19 protein-coding genes are annotated in these 20,523 nt (G+C 70.8%); 6 read left to right on the plus strand and 13 right to left on the minus strand.

Translation table 11 applies throughout. The features are described from left to right. Positions 1-44: 44 nt before the first annotated feature. From ACZ4U1_RS06935 to ACZ4U1_RS06960, 6 genes are all read right to left on the minus strand, one after another. Positions 45-1,814 carry an IucA/IucC family protein gene (locus ACZ4U1_RS06935; protein ID WP_467900538.1) on the minus strand — a complete coding sequence of 590 codons (1,770 nt, stop codon included), beginning with the start codon at positions 1,812-1,814 and terminating at the stop codon, positions 45-47. Continuing rightward, a complete protein-coding gene (locus ACZ4U1_RS06940; protein ID WP_467900540.1) occupies positions 1,811-2,338 on the minus strand; it encodes a GNAT family N-acetyltransferase in 528 nt (175 codons plus the stop codon). The genes ACZ4U1_RS06935 and ACZ4U1_RS06940 overlap by 4 nt, the downstream gene beginning before the upstream one ends. After that, positions 2,335-3,612: a lysine N(6)-hydroxylase/L-ornithine N(5)-oxygenase family protein gene (locus tag ACZ4U1_RS06945; RefSeq protein WP_467900543.1), complete on the minus strand. Its 1,278-nt coding sequence runs from the start codon at positions 3,610-3,612 to the stop codon at positions 2,335-2,337. Before ACZ4U1_RS06945 ends, ACZ4U1_RS06940 begins: the two co-directional genes overlap by 4 nt. Further along, positions 3,596-5,038, minus strand: a complete 1,443-nt coding sequence (gene desA, locus ACZ4U1_RS06950; protein ID WP_467900545.1) for a lysine decarboxylase DesA — start codon at positions 5,036-5,038, stop codon at positions 3,596-3,598. Before desA ends, ACZ4U1_RS06945 begins: the two co-directional genes overlap by 17 nt. 111 nt (positions 5,039-5,149) lie before the next feature. Next, positions 5,150-6,004 carry a siderophore-interacting protein gene (locus tag ACZ4U1_RS06955; RefSeq protein WP_467900548.1) on the minus strand — a complete coding sequence of 285 codons (855 nt, stop codon included), beginning with the start codon at positions 6,002-6,004 and terminating at the stop codon, positions 5,150-5,152. Positions 6,005-6,070: 66 nt separating this feature from the next. Next, positions 6,071-7,117, minus strand: a complete 1,047-nt coding sequence (locus ACZ4U1_RS06960; RefSeq protein ID WP_467900550.1) for an ABC transporter substrate-binding protein — start codon at positions 7,115-7,117, stop codon at positions 6,071-6,073. A 121-nt stretch (positions 7,118-7,238) separates the two neighbouring features. Between ACZ4U1_RS06960 and ACZ4U1_RS06965 the strand changes: the two genes are divergently transcribed. Next, the gene (locus tag ACZ4U1_RS06965) at positions 7,239-7,700 is read left to right on the plus strand and encodes a hypothetical protein (RefSeq protein ID WP_467900552.1); all 462 of its coding nucleotides are present in this window, start codon (positions 7,239-7,241) and stop codon (positions 7,698-7,700) included. Positions 7,701-7,703: 3 nt separating this feature from the next. On the opposite strand, the gene ACZ4U1_RS06970 is transcribed toward ACZ4U1_RS06965, so the two are convergent. The 4 genes from ACZ4U1_RS06970 to ACZ4U1_RS06985 are packed head-to-tail and all read right to left on the minus strand — an operon-like array spanning position 7,704 to position 13,370. After that, the gene (locus ACZ4U1_RS06970) at positions 7,704-8,864 is read right to left on the minus strand and encodes an acyl-CoA dehydrogenase family protein (RefSeq protein ID WP_467900554.1); all 1,161 of its coding nucleotides are present in this window, start codon (positions 8,862-8,864) and stop codon (positions 7,704-7,706) included. 5 nt (positions 8,865-8,869) lie between these two features. Then, the gene (locus tag ACZ4U1_RS06975) at positions 8,870-9,793 is read right to left on the minus strand and encodes a hydroxymethylglutaryl-CoA lyase (RefSeq protein WP_467901448.1); all 924 of its coding nucleotides are present in this window, start codon (positions 9,791-9,793) and stop codon (positions 8,870-8,872) included. Positions 9,794-9,810: 17 nt separating this feature from the next. Continuing rightward, on the minus strand, positions 9,811-11,742 hold the full coding sequence (locus tag ACZ4U1_RS06980; RefSeq protein WP_467900556.1) for an acetyl/propionyl/methylcrotonyl-CoA carboxylase subunit alpha: 1,932 nt from the start codon (positions 11,740-11,742) through the stop codon (positions 9,811-9,813). Positions 11,743-11,753: 11 nt separating this feature from the next. Continuing rightward, complete coding sequence (locus tag ACZ4U1_RS06985; protein WP_467900558.1) at positions 11,754-13,370, minus strand: carboxyl transferase domain-containing protein; 1,617 nt, start codon at positions 13,368-13,370, stop codon at positions 11,754-11,756. Positions 13,371-13,477: 107 nt separating this feature from the next. Between ACZ4U1_RS06985 and ACZ4U1_RS06990 the strand changes: the two genes are divergently transcribed. The 4 genes from ACZ4U1_RS06990 to tesB all read left to right on the plus strand — a co-directional run bounded on the left by ACZ4U1_RS06990 (position 13,478) and on the right by tesB (position 16,940). After that, the gene (locus ACZ4U1_RS06990) at positions 13,478-14,074 is read left to right on the plus strand and encodes an SACE_7040 family transcriptional regulator (protein ID WP_467900560.1); all 597 of its coding nucleotides are present in this window, start codon (positions 13,478-13,480) and stop codon (positions 14,072-14,074) included. Positions 14,075-14,148: 74 nt separating this feature from the next. Continuing rightward, on the plus strand, positions 14,149-14,778 hold the full coding sequence (locus ACZ4U1_RS06995; protein WP_467900563.1) for a hypothetical protein: 630 nt from the start codon (positions 14,149-14,151) through the stop codon (positions 14,776-14,778). Between the two features lie 101 nt (positions 14,779-14,879). Continuing rightward, positions 14,880-16,037, plus strand: coding sequence for an acyl-CoA dehydrogenase family protein (locus ACZ4U1_RS07000; RefSeq protein WP_391681117.1), 1,158 nt, complete (start codon positions 14,880-14,882; stop codon positions 16,035-16,037). 36 nt (positions 16,038-16,073) lie between these two features. Next, positions 16,074-16,940, plus strand: coding sequence for an acyl-CoA thioesterase II (tesB, locus tag ACZ4U1_RS07005; RefSeq protein ID WP_467900566.1), 867 nt, complete (start codon positions 16,074-16,076; stop codon positions 16,938-16,940). Between the two features lie 74 nt (positions 16,941-17,014). On the opposite strand, the gene ACZ4U1_RS07010 is transcribed toward tesB, so the two are convergent. Then, complete coding sequence (locus ACZ4U1_RS07010; protein ID WP_467900568.1) at positions 17,015-17,203, minus strand: hypothetical protein; 189 nt, start codon at positions 17,201-17,203, stop codon at positions 17,015-17,017. A 332-nt stretch (positions 17,204-17,535) separates the two neighbouring features. Between ACZ4U1_RS07010 and ACZ4U1_RS07015 the strand changes: the two genes are divergently transcribed. Next, complete coding sequence (locus tag ACZ4U1_RS07015) at positions 17,536-17,883, plus strand: hypothetical protein (RefSeq protein ID WP_467900570.1); 348 nt, start codon at positions 17,536-17,538, stop codon at positions 17,881-17,883. A 103-nt stretch (positions 17,884-17,986) separates the two neighbouring features. Here the strand turns inward: ACZ4U1_RS07015 and ACZ4U1_RS07020 are convergent, their stop codons facing one another. Together ACZ4U1_RS07020 and ACZ4U1_RS07025 are read right to left on the minus strand one after the other, a co-directional pair. Further along, complete coding sequence (locus ACZ4U1_RS07020; RefSeq protein WP_467900573.1) at positions 17,987-18,775, minus strand: phosphatase; 789 nt, start codon at positions 18,773-18,775, stop codon at positions 17,987-17,989. 90 nt (positions 18,776-18,865) lie between these two features. Beyond that, positions 18,866-20,362 carry a PucR family transcriptional regulator gene (locus ACZ4U1_RS07025; protein ID WP_467900575.1) on the minus strand — a complete coding sequence of 499 codons (1,497 nt, stop codon included), beginning with the start codon at positions 20,360-20,362 and terminating at the stop codon, positions 18,866-18,868. Positions 20,363-20,523: the final 161 nt, after the last annotated feature.

Genomic DNA, 20,523 nt, shown 5'->3' on the forward strand with positions numbered 1-20,523 from the left:
CCGGGGGACCGTACTCCGGGGTGCCCGTCAGGTCTGTGGCGCCGTCAGAACCCGGCGATCGGGTTCTGCAGGGTGCCGACCAGCTGGAGCGCGCCGGACGGATCGGCGAGGTCCACCATCTGCTTGTTGTTGCGCAGCTGGAGCCGGTTGAGGCAGGACAGCGCGAACTTTGGGGCGAACATGTCGTACTGGCGGAACTTGTCGGCCAGCTCCGGGTTCGCCTCCTGGTACGCGCGGGTGACCTCGGCGACCGTGCGCCAGAAGTCGTCCTCCGCCAGGACGCCCTCGGCGGCGAGGTGGGCGGCGAGGAAGCGGAAGAAGCAGTCGAAGACATCCGTGAAGATCGACAGCAGCTTCTTGTCCTCCGGGACCTCGACCCGGATCCGCCGCACCTCCGGCGGCAGGGCCGCGTCCGGGTCCATGACGGCGATCTCCTCGGCGATGTCCTTGTAGACCGCCCGCTGCACGGCGCCGTCCTTCAGCACCAGGACGACGTTCTCGCCGTGCGGCATGAACACCAGGTCGTAGGCGTAGAAGCTGTGCAGCAGCGGGGTGTAGTAGGCCCGCAGGTACTGCCGCAGCCACTCCACCGGGGCCAGGCCCGACCGCTCGATCAACGCGCCCGCGAGCGAGGCGCCCTCGTGGTCGACGTGCAGCAGGGAGGCCATGGTCGCGAGGGTCTCGCCGTCCCGCAGCGAGGGCACCGGGCTCTCCCGCCACAGCGCCGCCAGCATCTTGCGGTACGGCGAGTAGCGGTCGGTGGCCGCCTCGTACTCCAGGTGCCGGTAGCCGACGGCCGCCCGCTCCCGGATGATCGACAGGCCCGTCGACTTCAGCACCGGGTCGCTGTCGATCAGCTGGGCCAGCCAGTCGTTGATCGCCGGGGTGGCCTCCATGTAGGCGGCGGACAGGCCGCGCATGAAGCCCATGTTGAGGACCGACAGGGCCGTCTTCACATAGTGCTTGTGCGGGTCGCTGGTGTTGAAGAAGGTCCGGATCGATTGCTGGGCCAGGTACTCGTCGTCACCCTCGCCGAGGCAGACCAGCAGCTCACGGGCCACCTCGGCGGCGAACGTGACGCTCAGCTTGTTCCACCACTGCCAGGGGTGGACCGGGATGAACAGGTAGTCGGCGGGGTCCAGGCCCCGGTCGGTGAGGACGGCACGGAACCGCTCCACCGTCTTCTCGCCCAGCTCCGCCCGCAGGAACGACTCGTACTCGATCCCGGCACCGGCCGTGAACGCGGCCCGCGAGCGGTGCGCGGCCAGCCACACCAGCCGCACCGGGCTCGCCGTCTCCGGCGCGTACGACAGGTACTCGTGGATGCCGAAGCCCAGCCGCCCGTTGTTCGCGACGAAGCACGGGTGGCCCTCGGTCATCCCGGTCTCGACGGCCTGGAAGCCGCTGCGGGCCAGCTCGGCGGAGGTCACCCGCGGCTTGGTGAGCTTGTAGCAGGTGCCCGACAGGGTGGAGGAGATCTCCTCCAGGTACACCGGCAGGATCTCGTCGCTCAGCCCCAGTGCCTCCTTCAGCTCGATGAAGAAGTCCAGCGCGGCCAGCGGCAGTTCACCGCCGTCGCGGTGCCGGGTGAGGGAGTCCGGGTCGATCTCCCAGTGGTCCAGGGCCCGCCGTACGGCGCTGAACCGGTAGCTGGTGAGCCCGTCGTCGCTGCGGACGACGTACTGGCCGCCGTCCTCCTCCGGGGTGATCAGCCGCTCGTGCGCGAACTCGGCGAGCGCCTTGCGCAGCAGCAGCCGGTTGGCGGTCGCCCAGCGCTCGGGGGACAGATGGGCCACGGCGTCGGCGAGGGTCATGCGGTAACCGCCTTCTCGAACTGCTCGCGGGTGCAGAAGCTCAGCAGCGCCCGCTTCTCCGGCTTGTCGATCTCCCGTTCGGCCACGAAGCCGACGGCCTCGTTCAGGGCGTGCACGGCCGTGTTGCGGACGTCCGGCTCGACGACGACCCGCCGCACCGACGGGTCCTCGAAGAGGTGGAACATCACGGCGGTGATGACCGACCTGGTGAACCCGTGCACGGGGGTGTCGGTGGCCGGCACCAGGAAGTGCATCCCGACGTCCCCGGACCGCGGCTCGTACAGCCCGACCAGCTCCCGGTGCGCGGGGTCGTACTTCTCCATCAGGAACGCGGGCGTGCCGTCCTCGGCGAGACCGAGCAGCGCGTGATGGTGCTCGTCGGCCGCGATCTCCATGTAGGCGCGCTCGACGTCCTCCAGTTTCGCGTCCTGCATCATCCAGAACGCGGCCTTGGGGTGGGTGACCCACGTGTGCAGGAGCTCGGCGTCCTTCAGCGGGTCGAGGGGGCGGAACGTGAAGGTCATACGGCGAACTCCTGGAAGGCGATGGTCTTCTCGACCGGGTAGTACTCCGTGCCGAGCAGCTCACGGATGATGTACGCGTTCCGGTACGCGCCCATGCCCAGGTCGGGGCTGGTGATGCTGTGCGTGTGGACGCCGGCGTTCTGCAGGAAGACGCCACGGCCGGTGATGTCGACGGCGTAGTTGCGGGCGACGTCGAAGTTGCCGCGGGAGTCGTAGACCAGGCGGTCCTTCACGGGGTTCAGGAACTCCGGCTGGGCGTACTTGTAGCCGGTGGCCAGCACCAGGCCCTGGGACTCGATCTCGAAGTCCTTCTCCTGCTCCTCCTGGCGGAAGGAGAGGGTGTACGTGCCGTTTTCGTACGTCGCGCCGCGCAGCGAGGAGTTGGTGAGCAGACGGGTGGGGACCGGGCCGCCGAGACTCTTCTGGTAGAGCAGGTCGAAGATCTCGTTGATCAGGTCGCCGTCGATCCCCTTGAACAGGCCCTTCTGCTCGGCCGTGAGGCGGTAGCGGGTGGCCTCGGGAAGCTCGCGGTAGTAGTCGATGTACTCCGGGGACGTCATCTCCAGCGTGAGCTTGGTGTACTCGAGGGGGAAGAAGCGCGGGGAGCGCGTCACCCAGTTCAGCCGGTAGCCGTGGACGTCGATCTCGCCGAGGAGGTCGTAGTAGATCTCGGCGGCCGACTGCCCGGAGCCGACGAGGGTGATCGACTCCTTCTTCACCAACTCGCTTCGGTGCTGCACATAGCGGGAGTTGTGGATGAAGTCGCCGCCCAGGCCCCGGCAGGCCTCGGGGATGTACGGCGGGGTGCCGGTGCCGAGCACCAGGTGGCGGGCGCGGTACACGTCACCGGTGTCGGTGCGCACGAGGTAGTGCTCGTCCTCGTACGTCACCTCCGTCACCGTCGTACCGAAGCGGACGCTGCTCAGTTGGTTCGCCGCCCAGCGGCAGTAGTCGTCGTACTCGATCCGCAGCGGGTAGAAGTTCTCCCGGATGTAGAACGAGTACAGTCTGCCCTTCTCCTTCAGGTAGTTCAGGAAGGAGTACGGCGAGGTCGGGTCGGCCAGGGTGACCAGGTCCGACATGAACGGCGTCTGGAGGTGGGCGCCGTCCAGGAACATGCCGGCGTGCCACTCGAAGTCCGGCTTGGACTCCAGGAAGACGCCGTCCAGTTCGGCTATCGGCTCGGTGAGGCAGGCGAGCCCGAGGTTGAAGGGGCCGAGCCCGATCCCCACGAAGTCGTAGGTCGTGGTCGGGGCTTCAGGACGCGCGGTCAAGGGACTCTCCCAGGTACTGCTCGGCATGGCCGGCGATCAGATCGAGGACGGCGGCGATGTCGGCCGCCTGGGTCTCGGGGTTGAGCAGGGTGAACTTCAGGTAGTGGCGGCCGCCGACCTTGGTGCCCGCGACGACGGCGTCACCGGAGGCGAACAGGGCCTTGCGGGCGTAGAGGTTGGCGCGGTCGATCTCGGCCGGGTCGGTGACGGCCGCCGGGATGTAGCGGAAGACGAGGGTGGACAGGGTGGGCCGGACGACGACGTCGTAGCGCGGGTCGGCGGCGAGCAGCTCCCACCCCTCCCGCGCCAGGTCGCAGACCTCGTCGAAGAGCTGCCCGATGCCGTCGGCGCCCATGGTGCGCAGGGTCAGCCACAGCTTGAGGGCGTCGAAGCGGCGGGTGGTCTGGAGGGACTTGTCCACCTGGTTGGGGATACGTTCCTGCACCATGCGGCGCGGGTTGAGGTACTCCGCGTGGTAGGTGGCGTGCCGCAGGGTGGCCGCGTCCCGGACCAGCACGGCGGAGGAACTGACCGGCTGGAAGAAGGACTTGTGGTAGTCGACGGTGACCGAGTCGGCGCGCTCGATGCCGTCGATGCGGTCCCGGTACTTCAGGGAGGCGAGCAGTCCGCAGCCGTAGGCGGCGTCCACGTGCATCCACACGCCGTACTGGGCGCACAGTTCGGCGATCTCCGGCAGCGGGTCGATGGAACCGAAGTCGGTGGTGCCGGCGGTGGCGACGACGGCCATGGGGACCAGTCCCTCGCTCGCGCAGCGCTCCAGCTCGTGGGCGAGCGCGACGGTCTGCATGCGCTTGTCGTGGTCGACGGGGACGGTGACCACGGCGTCCGGTCCGAGCCCGAGCAGTTTGGCGGACTTCTTGACGCTGAAGTGGCTGACCTCGGAGGCGAAGACGCGCAGTTTCGCGAGTGTCTCGCTCTTGGCCTCCTCCCGCGCCAGCAGCAGCGCCTGGAGGTTGGACTGCGTGCCGCCGGAGGTGAAGACGCCGTCGGCGGCCGGGCCGAGGCCGATACGGGCGGCCGTCCAGTCGATGATTTTGCGCTCGATGAGGGTGCCGCCGGCCGACTGGTCCCAGGTGTCCAGCGAGGAGTTGACGGCGGAGAGCACGGCCTCGGCGAGCACCGCCGGGATGACGACGGGGCAGTTGAGGTGGGCGAGGTAGCGGGGGTGGTGGAAGTAGACCGCGTCCCGGAGGTAGACGTCCTCCAGTTCGTCCAGCACGGCGGCGGTGTCGCCCAGGGGACGGTCCAGGTCGATCGCGTCGACGGCGGGGGCGAGGGCGTCCACGGTGACGCCGGTGAACGGACGGTCGGTGGTGGCGAGTTTGGCCGCCACCCGCTCGACTCCTTCGGTCACGGAGCGGCGGTAGTGCTCCGCGGTGAGGCCATTGAGCAGGTGCGAGCGCATGTGGGGGTCCTCCGAGGGGACGGTCCGTGCGGGATCAACTTAGGTTAGCCTAACCTAAGTTATCTGGGTCGGGGCACACCTCTCCCGTGACCGGGGTCACGGACAAGGGAGTTACTCGGCGGCCCGGAGCTGTTCCTCCGTCATCCCCTGCCGCCAGTACCCGACGAAGGTGACCCGCCGCCGGTCCACCCCGCGCTCGCCGACGAAGTGCCGCCGCAGCGCCTTCACCTGACCGGACTCGCCCGCGAGCCACACGTACGCCCGCTCGGCGTCCGGCAGTTCGGCGGCCCGTACGGCGTCGACGGCCATGGGGGATCCGTCGTGCCGTACGAGCCACGTGATCTCCGCGTCCGCCTCCGTGCGCACGTCCTGGATGTCACCGGCGTGCGGCACCTCCAGCCAGACCCGGGCCCGGGTGCCGGCGGGGAGGGATTCGAGGATCGCGGTCGCGGCGGGTACGGCGGTCTCGTCGCCGCACAGCACGACGAGACCGGTGTCCTCGGGCGGGCGGAAGCGGATCGCCCGGTTGTCGGCGACGGCCGGCCCGAGCAGCAGCACCCGGTCACCGGCGGCGGCCCGCGCGGCCCAGCGGGAGGCCGGCCCGGCGGGCGTGCCGGCGCCCGGCTCGACGCCGTGCAGCGCGAAGTCGATGTCGATCTCGACGGTCTGTCCCAGGGCGTCCCGGCGCAGCGCCCGCAGCGTGTACGAGCGCATCACGGCCCGTACGTCATCCGGGAGTTCCCGCCACCCCTGCCACCAGCCGTCACCCAGCTCCAGCGGCACGACGGGCTCGCTCTGCCCCGGATGCGGCAGGAACAACGACAGGGACTGGTCCCGCCCGAGGGAGTGGAAGGCGTGCAGATCGGGCCCGTCGAAGGTGACCCGGACCAGAGACGGACCGAGCCGCCTCGTCCGCACGACCTGGAGGGAGAAGAAACGGAACGGGGCGGCTACGGCCGTCGTCATCTGTGGCTCCTGAGGGTGGGGGTCAGGGCTTTGTCGGGAGCTTTGCCGCGGGGGCCTCGCCGGAGGTCAGCTGACCTTCTTGGCCTTCTCCAGGGCCTCGGCCAGGTTCGTCAGCAGCGGCACGCACTTGTCGTACGACAGGATCGGCTCGGGGGAACGGGCGATGACCTGACCCGCCTTCACCGCCGGCAGCTTCTTCCAGGTGGCCTTGGTGATGTCGGCGGGCTGGATGGCCGAGGTGCGGTCGTCCATCATGATGATGTCGGCCTTGTACTTGTCGACGTTCTCCCAGCTGAGCGACTCGAACCAGCCGCCGCCCTGCTTCTTGGCGCTCTCCGGCGGCTCCACGAAGTTCACGCCGAGGGCCTTGAAGTACTCCAGGTCGATGGAGAGGTTGGTCCCGGAGACGTAGAACAGCTGGTCGCTGGCGCTGCCGGCCATCACCTTGATGTCGGGCTTGGCCTTGGCGGCGGCGCGCAGCCGGGCGGCGGCGTCCTCGAACCGCTTCTTGGCGTCGGTGACCTTGGCGGCCTTCATGTCCGCGCCGAGCGACTCGGCGAGGTCCCACATGCGCTGCAACGGCTGGGTGAGCTGGCGGTCGTAGACGGAGATGCCGACGCTGGGGGCCAGCTGGGCGATCTTCTTCTTCGACTCCTCGGGGACGTACCAGAGGGTGCCGGCGTTGTCGAACATCGTGCTGATGAGCACGTCCGGGGCGAGGGACGCGTACTTCTCGATGCTGAACTGGCCCCAGGCGTTGCCGAGGACCGTCACCTTGCTGATGTCCATGTCGCCGGCCTGGACGTCGGCCTTGCCGGCGGTGGTCTTGGTGGGACCGAACACACCCTTGACCTGGATGCCGTAGTCGTACAGCGCGGCGCCGACACCGGTGAACGCGACGATGTTCGCGGGGACCTTGTCCAGCTTCACGGCCGTGCCGCGGTCGTCCTTGAAGGACCAGGGCCCGGACTTGCCGGCCTTCCCCTGCGCCCCGTCACCGCCGTCTTTGCCCTTGTCGTCCCCGCAGGCGGCGAGCGCGGCACCGAGTCCGAGGGCGCCGCCGGCGGCGAGCAGACCGCGGCGAGTGAGGTGGGTGGCACGGGCATGGGACATGGGTATGACTGCTTTCGAACGGGGCGAGGCGCCCGCTGGACAAGGTCAAAGGTAGGTTAGCCTAACCTCAGCTGATGTCCAGGGGGGTGGGGTGACTCCCGTCGCTCCCTAGGATGAGCGCGTGATCACCTCTCCGCGAAGACCCGCACGCCGGGCCGCCGTTCTCCTCACGCCCCTGATGCTGGTCGCCGGGTGTGCCCTCATGGATGACACGGCCACCGTCTCGGTGCGCCAGGTCGTCGGCACCTGGAAGGCGGCCGAAGGCGAGACGCTGACGTTCGCCGACGACCACACGTTCACGTCCACCGGCCTCGACTCGAAGAAACTCATCGACTACTCCGAGCTGTGCCCCGGGAAACGGGCCACCGGCACCTGGTCGTTCTTCGCCGACGAGGGGGACGGGCTGTACGGCACGTCGGAGAAGGCCCGGTCAGGATCGGAGATCGGGCTCTCCTTCGACGGGCAGTCGCAGCAGGACTGCTCGTTCGGTCTGCTGGCGATCGACGGCGGCGCGACCCTCTGCGCCACCGTCGACCCCGACGACCCCTGCGGTCCTGACGTCCACTTCACCCGGCGGAAGTGACCCTCAGCCCACCAGCCCCAGTTCCCGGGCGATCAGCATGCGCTGGACCTCGCTCGTGCCCTCGCCGATTTCCAGGATCTTGGAGTCGCGCCACATGCGGGCCACCGGGTACTCGTTCATGAAGCCGTAGCCGCCGTGGATCTGGGTGGCTTCGCGGGCGTTGTCGACGGCGACCGTGGAGGAGTACAGCTTGGCCAGGGCCGCCTCCTTCTTGAAGGGTTCGCCCGCCACCAGGCGGGATGCCGCGTCGCGCCAGGCCAGGCGGGCCGTGTGGGCCTTCATCTCCATGTCGGCGATCTTGAACTGGATGGCCTGGTTGGCGCCGATCGGCTTGCCGAAGGCGTGGCGCTCCTTGGCGTACTTGACCGACTCGTCCACGCAGCCCTGGGCCAGGCCCGTGGCCAGCGCCGCGATGGCGATGCGGCCCTCGTCCAGGATGCGCAGGAACTGGGCGTAGCCGCGGCCCAGTTCGCCCAGCAGGTTGGCCGCGGGCACGCGGACGTCGGTGAACGACAGCTCCCGGGTGTCGGAGGCGTTCCAGCCGACCTTCGAGTAGGGCGGCGCCACCGTGAAGCCCGGTGTGCCGGACGGGACGATGATCGCCGAGATCTCCGGGCGGCCGTCCGGCTTGCGGCCCGTGACGGCCGTGACGGTCACCAGGCCCGTGATGTCCGTACCCGAGTTGGTGATGAAGCACTTCGTGCCGTTGATCACCCATTCGTCCGTGTCCGGGTCCAGGCGGGCCGTCGTACGGGTCGCACCGGCGTCGCTGCCGCCGTCCGGTTCCGTCAGACCGAACGCGCCCAGGATCTCGCCCGAGCACAGGCGGGGGAGCCACTCCCGCTTCTGCTCCTGTGTGCCGAACAAGTGGAGGGGCATCGCGCCCAGCGACACCCCTGCCTCCAGGGTGATCGCCACCGACGAGTCGACGCGGGCCAGCTCCTCCAGGGCGATGCCGAGGGCCAGATAGTCGCCGCCCATCCCGCCGTACTCCTCCGGGAACGGCAGCCCGAACAGGCCCATACGGCCCATCTCGCGGACGATCTCGTACGGGAACTCGTGCCGCTCGTAGAAGTCGCCGATCTTCGGCGCCACCACGTCGTGCGCGAACTGCTCGACCGTACGGCGGAGTTCCTCCAGCTCGGGGCTGAGACGGTGGTCCATGCTGATCACTGGTCCTTGTGGGAGAGAGCGCGGACGGTACGGGACGGGCTGGGCCGGTCCAGGTGGGCGGCCATCCACACGCTCGTGGCGGTCAGACGGCCGAGGTCGACCCCCGTCTCGATGCCGAGGCCGTGCAGCATCCAGACGAGGTCTTCGGTGGCGAGGTTGCCGGTGGCGGACTTGGCGTACGGGCAGCCACCGAGACCTCCGGCGGACGCGTCGATCGTCGTCACGCCGTGCTGCAGCGCGGCCAGCGTGTTGGTGAGGGCCTGGCCGTAGGTGTCGTGGAAGTGCACGCCGATCTCGTTCGTCGGCACGCCCCTCTCGTTCAGCAGCGAGAGCAGTTCGAGGACGTGTCCGGGGGTGGCCACCCCGATCGTGTCGCCCAGGCTCAGCTCGTCGCAGCCCATGTCCCGCAGGGCCGTGCAGACCCGGGCCACCTGGTGCAGGGGGACCGCGCCCTCCCAGGGGTCGCCGAAGCACATCGAGACGTAGCCCCGTACGTGCACGCCCTCGTCCTTCGCCCGCCGGACCACCGGCGCGAACACCGCGAGGGACTCGTCCAGCGTGCGGTTGAGGTTGGCCTTCGCGAAGGACTCCGTCGCGCTGGCGAACACGGCGACCCGCTCGGCGCCCAGGGCCAGCGCCCTGTCCAGGCCGCGCCGGTTGGGGACCAGGACCGGGAGTTCCACCCCGGGCAGGCCGCTCACCAGCGGGAACAGCTCCTCGGCGTCCGCCAGCTGGGGCACCCACTTGGGGTGCACGAAGCTCGTCGCCTCGATCGTCGTCAGGCCCGAGTCGGCCAGGCGCCGGATGAACTCCGCCTTGACCGACGTCGGTACGGCCATCTTCTCGTTCTGCAGTCCGTCCCGCGCGCCGACCTCGTGGATCCGCACCCGCGCGGGCAGGTCCGGGGCCGGGACGACCATGGGCAGTTGCTCGGCGGTCACCGCGCCACCTCCTCGTGCGGTGCGATGACGGCCAGCACCTGGTCCATGGCGACCGTGCTGCCCGGGGACACGTCCAGCTCGGCGACCGTGCCGGCGTGCGGGGCGGAGATGACGTGCTCCATCTTCATCGCCTCCACCACCAGCAGGCTCTGCCCGGCGGCCACCTCGTCACCCACGGCGACCTTCACGACGGTCACCGTGCCGGGCATGGGGGCGGTGAGGGAGTCGGCGCCCGCGTGGGCCGCCTGGTTCAGCGACGCGGCCACCGGGTCGTGGTCGCGCACCAGCCAGGCGTCGCCGTCCCGGCCGATCCAGTCACCGGCACGGTGGAAGGTGTGCCGGACGCCGTCCAGGGTGACGCTCACCCGGTCCTCGGTGACGGTGTGGCTGCCCCGGGGGGTGTACGTCAGGGGTTCCTGCACCCGGAGGTGGAAGGCGGGCGGTTTCGGGGTGCCGCCGAGACGCCAGCCGTTCGGCACCGAGAAGGGGTCCGTCCAGCCCTCCGCACGCGGCTTCAGCGCCTGGAGCCGTACGGCCGCCGCCGCCTCGTACACCTCCTCCGGTACGTCCGTGGAGACCAGCTCGTCCACCACCCGCTCGACCAGACCCGTGTCCAACTCGCCCGCGACGACCGCCGGATGGGCCAGCAGCCGGCGCAGGAAGCCCGCGTTGGTCGGCACGCCCAGCGTGACCGTCTCAGCCAGGGCCGAGCGGAGCTTCCTGAGCGCCGTCTCGCGGTCGGGGCCGTAGGCGATCACCTTGGACAGCATCGGGTCGTACAGGCTGCCCACCTCGGTGCCCTCGCTGAGCCCGGAGTCGGTGCGCACACCGTCGCCCTGGGGTTCGTTCAGCAGCAGGACCGTGCCGCCGGAGGGGAGGAAGCCGCGCGCGCCCTCTTTGACGGACACGGTCTCGGCGCAGATCCGGGCCTCCACCGCGTGACCGGTCAGCCGCAGCTCCTCCTGCGCGAAGCCCAGCCGCTCCCCGGCCGCCACCCGCAGCTGCCACTCGACCAGGTCCAGCCCGGTGACGAGTTCGGTGACCGGGTGCTCCACCTGGAGGCGGGTGTTCATCTCCATGAAGTAGTACGACGAGGGGTCGCCGCCCGGGACGATGAACTCCACCGTGCCCGCCCCGCGGTACCCGCACGAGCGGGCCGCCTGCACGGCCGCCTCGCCCATCGCCGCCCGGGTCTTGTCGTCGAGCAGGACGGAAGGCGCCTCCTCGATGATCTTCTGGTGCCGCCGCTGGAGCGAGCACTCGCGCTCGCCGAGGTGGACCACGTTGCCGTGGCCGTCGGCCAGCACCTGGATCTCGATGTGCCGGGGCCGGTCGACCCACCGCTCCACCAGCAGGGTGTCGTCGCCGAAGGAGGCGCGGGCCTCACGGCGGGCGGCGGCGATCTCCTCCTCCAGGACCGACATGTCCCGGACCAGCCGCATGCCCTTGCCGCCACCGCCGGCGGAGGGCTTCAGCAGGACGGGCGCGCCCAGCTCACGGGCCGCCTCGGCCAGTTCGGGGTCACGTCCGCCGGGCACCACCGGCACCCCGGCCGCCTTCACCGTCTCCTTGGCCCGGATCTTGTCGCCCATGAGCGCGATCGCGTCGGCCGACGGGCCGATGAACACCAGCCCCGCCTCCTCGCACGCCCGCGCGAAGGCGGCGTTCTCGGCGAGGAAGCCGTACCCGGGGTGGACCGCCTGGGCGCCGGTGCGGGCGGCGGCGTCGAGCAGCCGCTCCACCGACAGATAGCTCTCGGCGGCCGGCGCCGGACCGATCCGTACCGCCGTGTCGGCCTCCCGGACGTGCCGCGCGTCGGCGTCGGCGTCGGAGAAGACCGCCACCGAGCGCACGCCCAGCGAGCGGAGCGTACGGATGACGCGTACGGCGATCTCGCCCCGGTTGGCGACCAGCACTGTGTCGAACACGGTTCCCCTCCTCACATCCGGAAGACGCCGAACTGGGGGTCTCCCAGAGGCGCGTTGGCGCAGGCCGTCAGGGCGAGTCCGAGGACCTGACGGGTCTCCAGCGGGTCGATCACGCCGTCGTCCCAGAGGCGGGCGGTGGCGTAGTAGGCGTTGCCCTGGCGCTCGTACTGGGCGCGGATGGGGGCCTTGAAGGCCTCCTCGTCCTCGGCCGGCCAGTTCTCGCCGCGCGCCTCCAGCTGGTCGCGCTTGACCGTGGCGAGGACGGACGCGGCCTGCTCGCCGCCCATGACGGAGATCTTGGCGTTGGGCCACATCCACAGGAAGCGGGGGGAGTAGGCCCGGCCGCACATCGAGTAGTTGCCCGCGCCGTAGGAGCCGCCGACGACGACGGTCAGCTTCGGCACGCGCGTGCAGGCCACCGCCGTCACCATCTTGGCGCCGTGCTTGGCGATACCGCCCGCCTCGTAGTCCTTGCCGACCATGAAGCCGGAGATGTTCTGCAGGAACACCAGCGGGATGCCGCGCTGGTCGCACAGCTCGATGAAGTGGGCGCCCTTCTGGGCGGACTCGGCGAACAGGATGCCGTTGTTGGCGACGATCCCGACCGGGTGGCCGTGGATCCGGGCGAACCCGGTGACCAGGGTCTGCCCGAACTCGCTCTTGAACTCGGCGAACCGGGAGCCGTCGACCACGCGCGCGATGATCTCGCGTACGTCGTAGGGGGTACGGGAGTCGACGGGGACGGCGCCGTAGAGCCCGTAGGGGTCGACCTTGGGCTCGACGGACGGCCGGACCTCCCAGGGGAGGGACTGCCGCGCGGGCAGCGTGGCCACGATGTTCCGGACGATCCGCAGGGCGTGTGCGTCGTCCTCGGCGAGGTGGTCGGTGACCCCGGAGACGCGGGAGTGCACCTCGCCGCCGCCCAGCTCCTCCGCGGTGACGACCTCGCCGGTCGCCGCCTTCACCAGCGGCGGACCACCCAGGAAGATCGTGCCCTGGTTGCGCACGATCACGGCCTCGTCGCTCATCGCCGGGACGTACGCCCCGCCCGCCGTGCACGAGCCGAGGACGGCCGCGATCTGCGGGATGCCCGCGCCGGACATCCGCGCCTGGTTGTAGAAGATCCGCCCGAAGTGGTCCCGGTCCGGGAACACCTCGTCCTGCATCGGCAGGAAGGCACCGCCGGAGTCGACCAGGTAGACGCACGGCAGCCGGTTGTCCAGGGCCACCTCCTGGGCGCGCAGGTGCTTCTTGACCGTCATCGGGTAGTACGTGCCGCCCTTGACGGTGGCGTCGTTGGCGACGATCACGCACTCGCGCCCGCTGACCCGCCCGATTCCGGCGATCACGCCGGCGGCCGGGGCCTGCCCGTCGTACATCCCGTCGGCCGCGAGCGGGGCCAGCTCCAGGAAGGGCGAGCCCGGATCGAGCAGCGTGTCCACCCTGTCCCTCGGCAGCAGCTTGCCGCGCGCGGTGTGCCGGGCCCGTGCCTTCTCGCCGCCGCCGAGGGCCGCCGCGGCCAGCTTGGCGCGCAGCTCCTCCACGAGCGCGAGGTGGGCTCGTTCGTTGGCCCGCCAGGCCTCCGACGCGGGATCTGCCGCGCTCGTCAGCTCCGGTGCCTCGTGCATTCTGCGGTCCCCTCACCCGGTGATCGAACCTGTGATCCGCTGTTAATGAGCGTTAACCATTGCCATCAGGTTAACGACCGCTAACCTCGCTGTCTAGAATTGTCTGCATGGTCAGCAGAACCGACGCCCCCACCCGCCGCGAGCAGATCCTCAAGGAGGCCGCGCGGCTCTTCGCCGAGCGCGGTTTCCACGGCGTCGGTGTCGACGAGATAGGCGCCGCGGTCGGCATCAGCGGCCCCGGCCTGTACCGGCACTTCCCGGGCAAGGACGCGATGCTCGCCGAGCTGCTCGTCGGCATCAGCGGCCAGCTGCTGACCGGGGCCAGGCGGCGGCTGGCGGAGGCCGACGGGGTGCCCGCGGTCCGCGTCCTCGACTCCCTGATCGAGGGCCACATCGACTTCGCCCTGGACGACCGCCCGCTGATCACCCTGCACGACCGGGAGCTGGACCGCCTGCGCGACAGCGACCGCAAGCTGGTGCGGCAGCTCCAGCGGCAGTACGTCGAGCTGTGGGTGGAGGTGGTCCGCGAGGTCTACCCGGGCCTGACCGAACCGGCCGCCCGCTCCGCCGTCCACTCCGTCTTCGGCCTGCTCAACTCCACCCCCCACCTCGGCCGCGCCGGCACGCTCCCCGGCCGGGGGACCACGGCGGCCCTGCTGCACCGGATGGCGCGCGGCGCGTTCGAGGCGGCGGGCGAGGAGTAGCCCGGCCGCACTGTTCACCCAGGTCAGCGGCGTGATCTGATGCCCCCCTGCACATGATGAAGGGGGGAGCCGTGATGACCGACACGGCCGGAAGAGCGACGGGCGCGAGAGAAGCGACGGGCGCGAGAGCAGCGACGGGTGCGAGAGCGAGGACAGGTGCGGGAGCGAGGACGGGTGCGAGAGCACTGCGCGCGGTTGCCGCGCTCGCTGTCGCGGGGGCGCTGACCGCGGCGGCCGGGGGTGACCGGGCGCGGGACTACGCGCAGGGGGACAGCATCACGCTGCCGGCGGAGGCGTCCTTCCGCGCCGGCTACGAGCACGCGCGCGTCGGCGCCGCGTACTGGGTGAGCGCGCCGGTCCCGGACAACGGCACCGGTGAGCCGCTCACCGTCCTCGACATGCGGATGGTGCACGTCCCTCAGGGGCTGCGGGTGGTGCGCTACGGAGTCGTCACCCTCCGGCAGACCGGCGGCTACGGCATCGGTGTCACCGACGATCTCCACGTCGGACCCGCCCGGCCGTTCGTCGTCGCGCCGCACGCCAGGGCCGACGCCTACGTCCAGATCCGGGTCGAGGTGACCGGGCCCGTCCACGGCACCCTCTCCGGCTGCCGTTTCCGGTACCGGCAGGGCGCAGTGGAGTACCGCCAGGACGTCGGCTGCGAGACCGACATCCGACTCGGCCCGCCCCTGGAGGGGGCGTGACGAGCGTTACGGCGGAACCCCTCTGGACGGGCTTCCGTACTCGCCGGTACGGTTGAGTGAGCAAGCGCTTAGACATGCCGATGGTACGTGGAGGTGGCGGCGTGCGCCGTACGGTGTTCAACGAGGATCACGAGGCGTTCCGGGAGACCCTTCGCGCCTTCATCGAGGCCGAGGTCGTACCGGTCTACGACGAGTGGTTCGCCGCCGGCCAGGCGCCGCGCGACTTCTACTACAAGCTCGGTGAGCTGGGCATCTTCGGCATCAGCGTGCCCGAGGAATTCGGCGGCGCGGGCCTGGAGACCCACAAGTTCGAGGCCGTCCTCTACGAGGAGACCGCCCGCGCGGGCGTGCAGTTCGGCGGCTCCGGCGTGCACGTGCTGCTCGCCCTGCCGTACATCAAGATGCTCGCCACCGACGAGCAGAAGAAGCGCTACCTCCCGAAGTTCGTCTCCGGCGAGGAGATGTGGGCCATCGCGATGACCGAGCCGGGCACCGGCTCGGACCTCGCGGGCATGAAGACCACCGCCAAGCTCTCCGAGGACGGCACGCACTACGTCCTCAACGGCGCCAAGACCTTCATCACCGGCGGTGTGCACGCCGACAAGGTGATCGTCTGCGCCCGCACGGCCGCGCCGACCGCCGAGGACCGTCGCCACGGCATCTCCCTGTTCGCCGTGGACACCAAGTCCGAGGGCTACTCCATCGGCCGCAAGCTCGACAAGCTGGGCCTGCGCACCTCCGACACCGCCGAGCTGGCCTTCGTCGACGTCAAGGTCCCGGTCGAGGACCTGCTCGGCGAGGAGAACAAGGGCTTCTACTACCTCGGCCACAACCTGGCCTCCGAGCGCTGGGGCATCGCCTTCGGCGCCTACGCGCAGGCCAAGGCCGCCGTCCGGTTCGCCAAGCAGTACGTGCAGGAGCGCACCGTCTTCGGCAAGCCGGTCGCCCACTTCCAGAACACCAAGTTCGAGCTGGCCGCCTGCCAGGCCGAGGTGGACGCCGCCGAGGCGGTCGCCGACCGCGCCCTGGAGGCCCTGGACGCCGGCGAGCTGACCCCCGCCGAGGCCGCCTCCGCGAAGCTCTTCTGCACCGAGGTCGCGCACCGCGTGATCGACCGCTGCCTCCAGCTGCACGGCGGCTACGGCTACATGAACGAGTACCCGATCGCCCGCCTGTACGCGGACAACCGCGTCAACCGCATCTACGGCGGCACCAGCGAGATCATGAAGACGATCATCGCCAAGGACATGGGCCTGTAGGACGCCGGTAACCACTGGCCGGTACAACTACCACCCATGAGCCAGGCACTCCAGGATCTCCTCGATCTGCTCGACCTCGAGCAGATCGAGGAGAACATCTTTCGCGGCCAGTCCCGCTCCGCCGTCGTACCCCGCGTCTTCGGCGGGCAGGTGGCGGCGCAGGCGCTGGTCGCCGCCGGGCGGACGGTCCCCGCGGACCGGCCCGCCCATTCCCTGCACGCCTATTTCCTGCGCCCCGGCGACCCCGGTGCGCCGATCGTCTACACCGTGGACCGCATCCGCGACGGCCGGTCCTTCACCACCCGCCGGGTGGTCGCCGTCCAGCACGGCAAGCCGATCTTCCACCTGTCGGCGTCCTTCCAGACGTACGAGGAGGGCCTGGAGCACCAGGCGCCCATGCCGGCCTCGCCCGACCCGGCGACCCTGCCCACCTCCCACGAGCGGCTGCGCGGCTACGCCCATCTCGCGCCCGAGGTGGTGGAGCGGTTCCTGGAGGCCCGCGAGGCGATCGACCTCCGGTACGTGGACGAGCCGCCGTACGGGCGGTTCGGCGAGCCGCGCGAGCCGCACTCCCAGGTCTGGTTCCGCACCAACGGCAAACTCGACGACGACCCCCTGCTGCACGTCGTCCTCGCCACCTACGTCTCCGACATGACCCTGCTCGACTCGGTGCTGCTCGCGCACGGGCGTGGCGGCTGGGCCGTCGGTGACGTCGTCGGGGCCTCCCTGGACCACGCGATGTGGTTCCACCGGCCCTTCCGTGCCGACGAATGGCTGCTGTACGACCAGGAGTCGCCCTCCGCGCACGGCGGCCGCGGCCTGGGACAGGCCCGTATCTACACCCAGGACGGGCGGCTCGCCATCTCGGTGATCCAGGAGGGCGTGGTCCGCGTCCCGCGGTGACGGCCCGGCCGCACACGCCAGGAGGCGGACGGAGACCCCGGAACGGGTCCGTCCGCCTCCTGGCGAGTGCCGGATCAGTGGAGGTAGTCGCCGACGTGGGCGCAGCCTGCCTCGCCCCAGACGACGTGCGTGTCACCGGCCGAGCCGCCGCCGCCGGACTGCCAGCAGTAGCCGATGTCGCCGTCGTGTGCCGTGGCGGGAGCGGCGGCCACGAACCCGGCCGCGAGCAGACCGGCGAGAACGAGGGATATGCGCCTGAGCATGGGTTGTCTCCTTGTCGTCGGGGGACCTGCCACGACTCTCCGGCAGGGGTCGGCGGCCCGCATTCCGGAAGGTACGACCGGGTGGTGTTGCTCCGGTCCGCTCCGAGATGACGTGTGACATATGGGGCATTAGGCTCTTTGAGTGAACGCCGCAGCGAACGGCATGCCCTGTGTGCCCCGGCACCACGAGGAGCCTGAGGCCGTTCCGTTCAACCGGCTGCGGTGACACCTGCGGACCGCGCCGCGTCTTCCCCCTCTTGCAGCGGCGCGGCCATCCGTCTCGCGCCTTCCCCGGGAGCCGCGAGAGACGATGGAGATGGAAGGTATTTCCCATGCGATCACAGCGCACGAGGCGTCTTGTCGCGTTGTCCGCCTCCGGCCTGCTGCTGGCCGGCGGAGCCGCGATCGGCACGGCCGGGACCGCCTCTGCCGCGGACCACAGTGACCACAGCTCCTACAGCAGCAGCTGGGGAGACGACGACAACGGACGTCACCACGGCGACTACGGCTCGTGGGACGACGATGACGACGACTACGGCTACGGCGGCGACCACGGCGGCTACGACGGCGACCACGGCGGCTACGGCGGCGACCACGGCGGCTACGGCGGTGGCGACCACGGTGGCAACGGTGGAGACCACGGTGGAGGCGGCCACGGAGGAGGTGGCCACGGTCACTGACCGACCTGATCCGACCGCGAACTGACAGGACGTCGAACCGGCAGGACGTACGGCCCCGTCCGGCGGGACCGGACGTCCTGTCACCGCGTCAGGCCGGGCTCGCTCAGGCCAGACCCGCCTCGGCGAGCAGATACGCCGTCATGGGGTCGTAGTAACGCGGGCTGACCACATGGTCGTCCAGCGGCACGACGACCTGGACGGTGCCCTCCGACTCGGCGAGGAAGAGCGCCGGGTCGTTGCTGTCGGCGTACCCGACGGAGTCCACGCCGTGCTGTCCCGCGTACCCGGCCCAGCCGTGGTCGGCGACCACGAGGTCCGGCAGCGGGCGCCCCTCCCGCTCAAGTCCCGTGAGAATGGCCCGCATCGGCTCGCCCGAGTGGGTGTGCCAGAGCGTCGCCCCGTGCTCCAGCACGGCGACGTCCGCGAACTGCATGACATAACCCTCGTCCGTCTGCAGCCCGTCCGGGATGACGACGATCTCACAGCCGGCGGCGCGCAGCGCGGCGGCCGTGGCCCGGTGGACGTCCAGCAGGCCGCCCGGGTGCCCGGTCGCGAACAGCACCCGCTGCCGTCCCTCGGCCGCCTTGCGCAGCCGCGCCGCCATCCGGTCCAGCGCGTCCACGGTCAGTTCGGGGTCGATGGTGTCCTGGCCGTACCGGTACTCGGGGTCGTCGTTGACACCCACCCGCTCGGCCATGACCGCGAGCACGTCCTGCTCGTCCGTCCAGCGGTCGCCCAGCTCCAGGCCGAACCAGAAGCCACGGACACCGTTGGCGAGCTGGCGGTAGTGGGAGAGGTTGTTCTCGCGGGGCGTGGCGACGTCCCCCGCGATTCGGGTGCGCACCAGGTGGTCGACGAGCTGGGCGCGGCTGGGTGTCCCGGATATCGGCATGCCTCCCATTGTGAGGCAGTGCCAGGCCCGCGTCCTCGGCATATCGCCCGCTGGGACGGGGGTCACTCGGCCATGCCCTCAGCTGTGCCCTCAGCTCTGCCGTAGGGCGAACCACAACTCCATGCGGACGTCCGGGTCGTCCAGGTCGGCGGCCAACAGGGCGGCACAGCGGTTGATCCGCTGCCGCACGGTGTTGCGGTGCACGTCCAGTGCCACCGCCGTACGGTCCCAACTGCCGTGCAGGGAAAGCCAGGTGCGCAGGGTCTCGGCGAGCGCGGGCTGCCCGGCGAGCGGCGCGAGCAGCGTACGGGCGTGTGCCTCGGCGTCCGCCCGCGGGACCAGGTCCTCCAGCGCCGGCCGGGCGGCGTGCCGGACCCGTGCGGTCCGGGTGGCCCGGGCCCGGGCGAGGGCACGGGCCGCCTGGGTGTCGGCGGCCGGCCACTCCCGCGGGCCGGCCGCGGCGCTCACCCCGAGCGTCCAGCCCGGCTGCGGCTCCGGTTCCCGGTCCGCCGGCACCAGCACCCGTACGACGTCACCGGCGAGGTCGACCAGCGGTGAGCCCAGGGCGGCGCCGAGCGCGGAGGCGGCCATGGTGTCGGGAAGCCGGCTGTCCGGGCGGGCGTGCACCACGAGCCACTGCCCGGTGCCGAGCAGCGGCGCCACCTCCGCGGGCGGCGTGCCCAGCAGCACCCGCACCAGCGCGGACGACCGGGCCGCCCCGCTGCCGCTCTGGTGCTCGCCGGTGAGCAGTGACAGCAGCACCGAGGCGACGGAGGCGATGGTGTGATCGCCCGGTTCACGCCGGGGGGCGGCCACGCCGAGCACGAACCCTTCGCCCGCGCCGAGGGCGTAGGCGGCCAGATGGGTGTCGCCGGCGGTGTCGGTGGCGGAGGTGGCCCTGGGTGCCGTACCTCCCGCGGGCCGCACCACGCCCGCGAGCCCCGCGAGCGCCTCCCGCACCGCCTGTGCCGGTTCCCGGCCGGCCCCGGCGATCTCCGTGCCGTCGGGCCCGTACAGCACCGCGTGGCCACCCAGGCGCTGGGCCAGCTGGCGCAGGACCGAGGGGACCGGATCCGGCCGGGAGGCGGCTGCCGCCAGGCTCTGCTGGGCCTCGGTGACCCGGCGCAGCTCGGCCAGCCGGGCCTGCGCCATCAGCTGCCACACCGCGCGGGCCACACCGGAGAACGTGGTCTGCGGCGGCACCTCCAGCAGCGGCAGGCCGTACCGCTCGCAGGCGGCGACCAGGGCCCGCGGGACCGTGTCGTGCACCGGGGCGAGACCGAAGCCGAGGGCCGCGCCGCCCGCCGCCACGATCCGGGAGACGTAGTCGTCGAAGTACGTGCCCGAGCCGGCGGCCTCCGGGATGTGCACCCCGGCGGTCAGCAGCAGCTCGCCGCCCAGGAGATACGGGTACGGGTCGGCCATCTCCGAGGTGTGCGCCCAGTGGACCACGGTCCCCGGGTCCTCCGGCCCGGCGATCTGCCGCAGGGCGAGGTCCTCGCGGGCCAGCAGCGCCTGGAGGGGGACCGGTGGGGTCGGTGGGACGGCTGGGGTGATCGTCTCCGGCATGGTGTGCGTTCCCTCCATCCCGCCCCGCGCATATGGATGAAACGTACACTTCGCAGTCGCTTTCCGGCCACCTACTGTCAAGTGAGCACGGCAGCCGCGGGTACGGGCGGATGTCCCCGCGAGCCGCTGCCGACCACCCCCGAAGCACCTGCACGACACGCCACCGGACAGTGAGCGAA

The sequence above is a fragment of the Streptomyces sp. NPDC028928 genome, assembly GCF_055564915.1.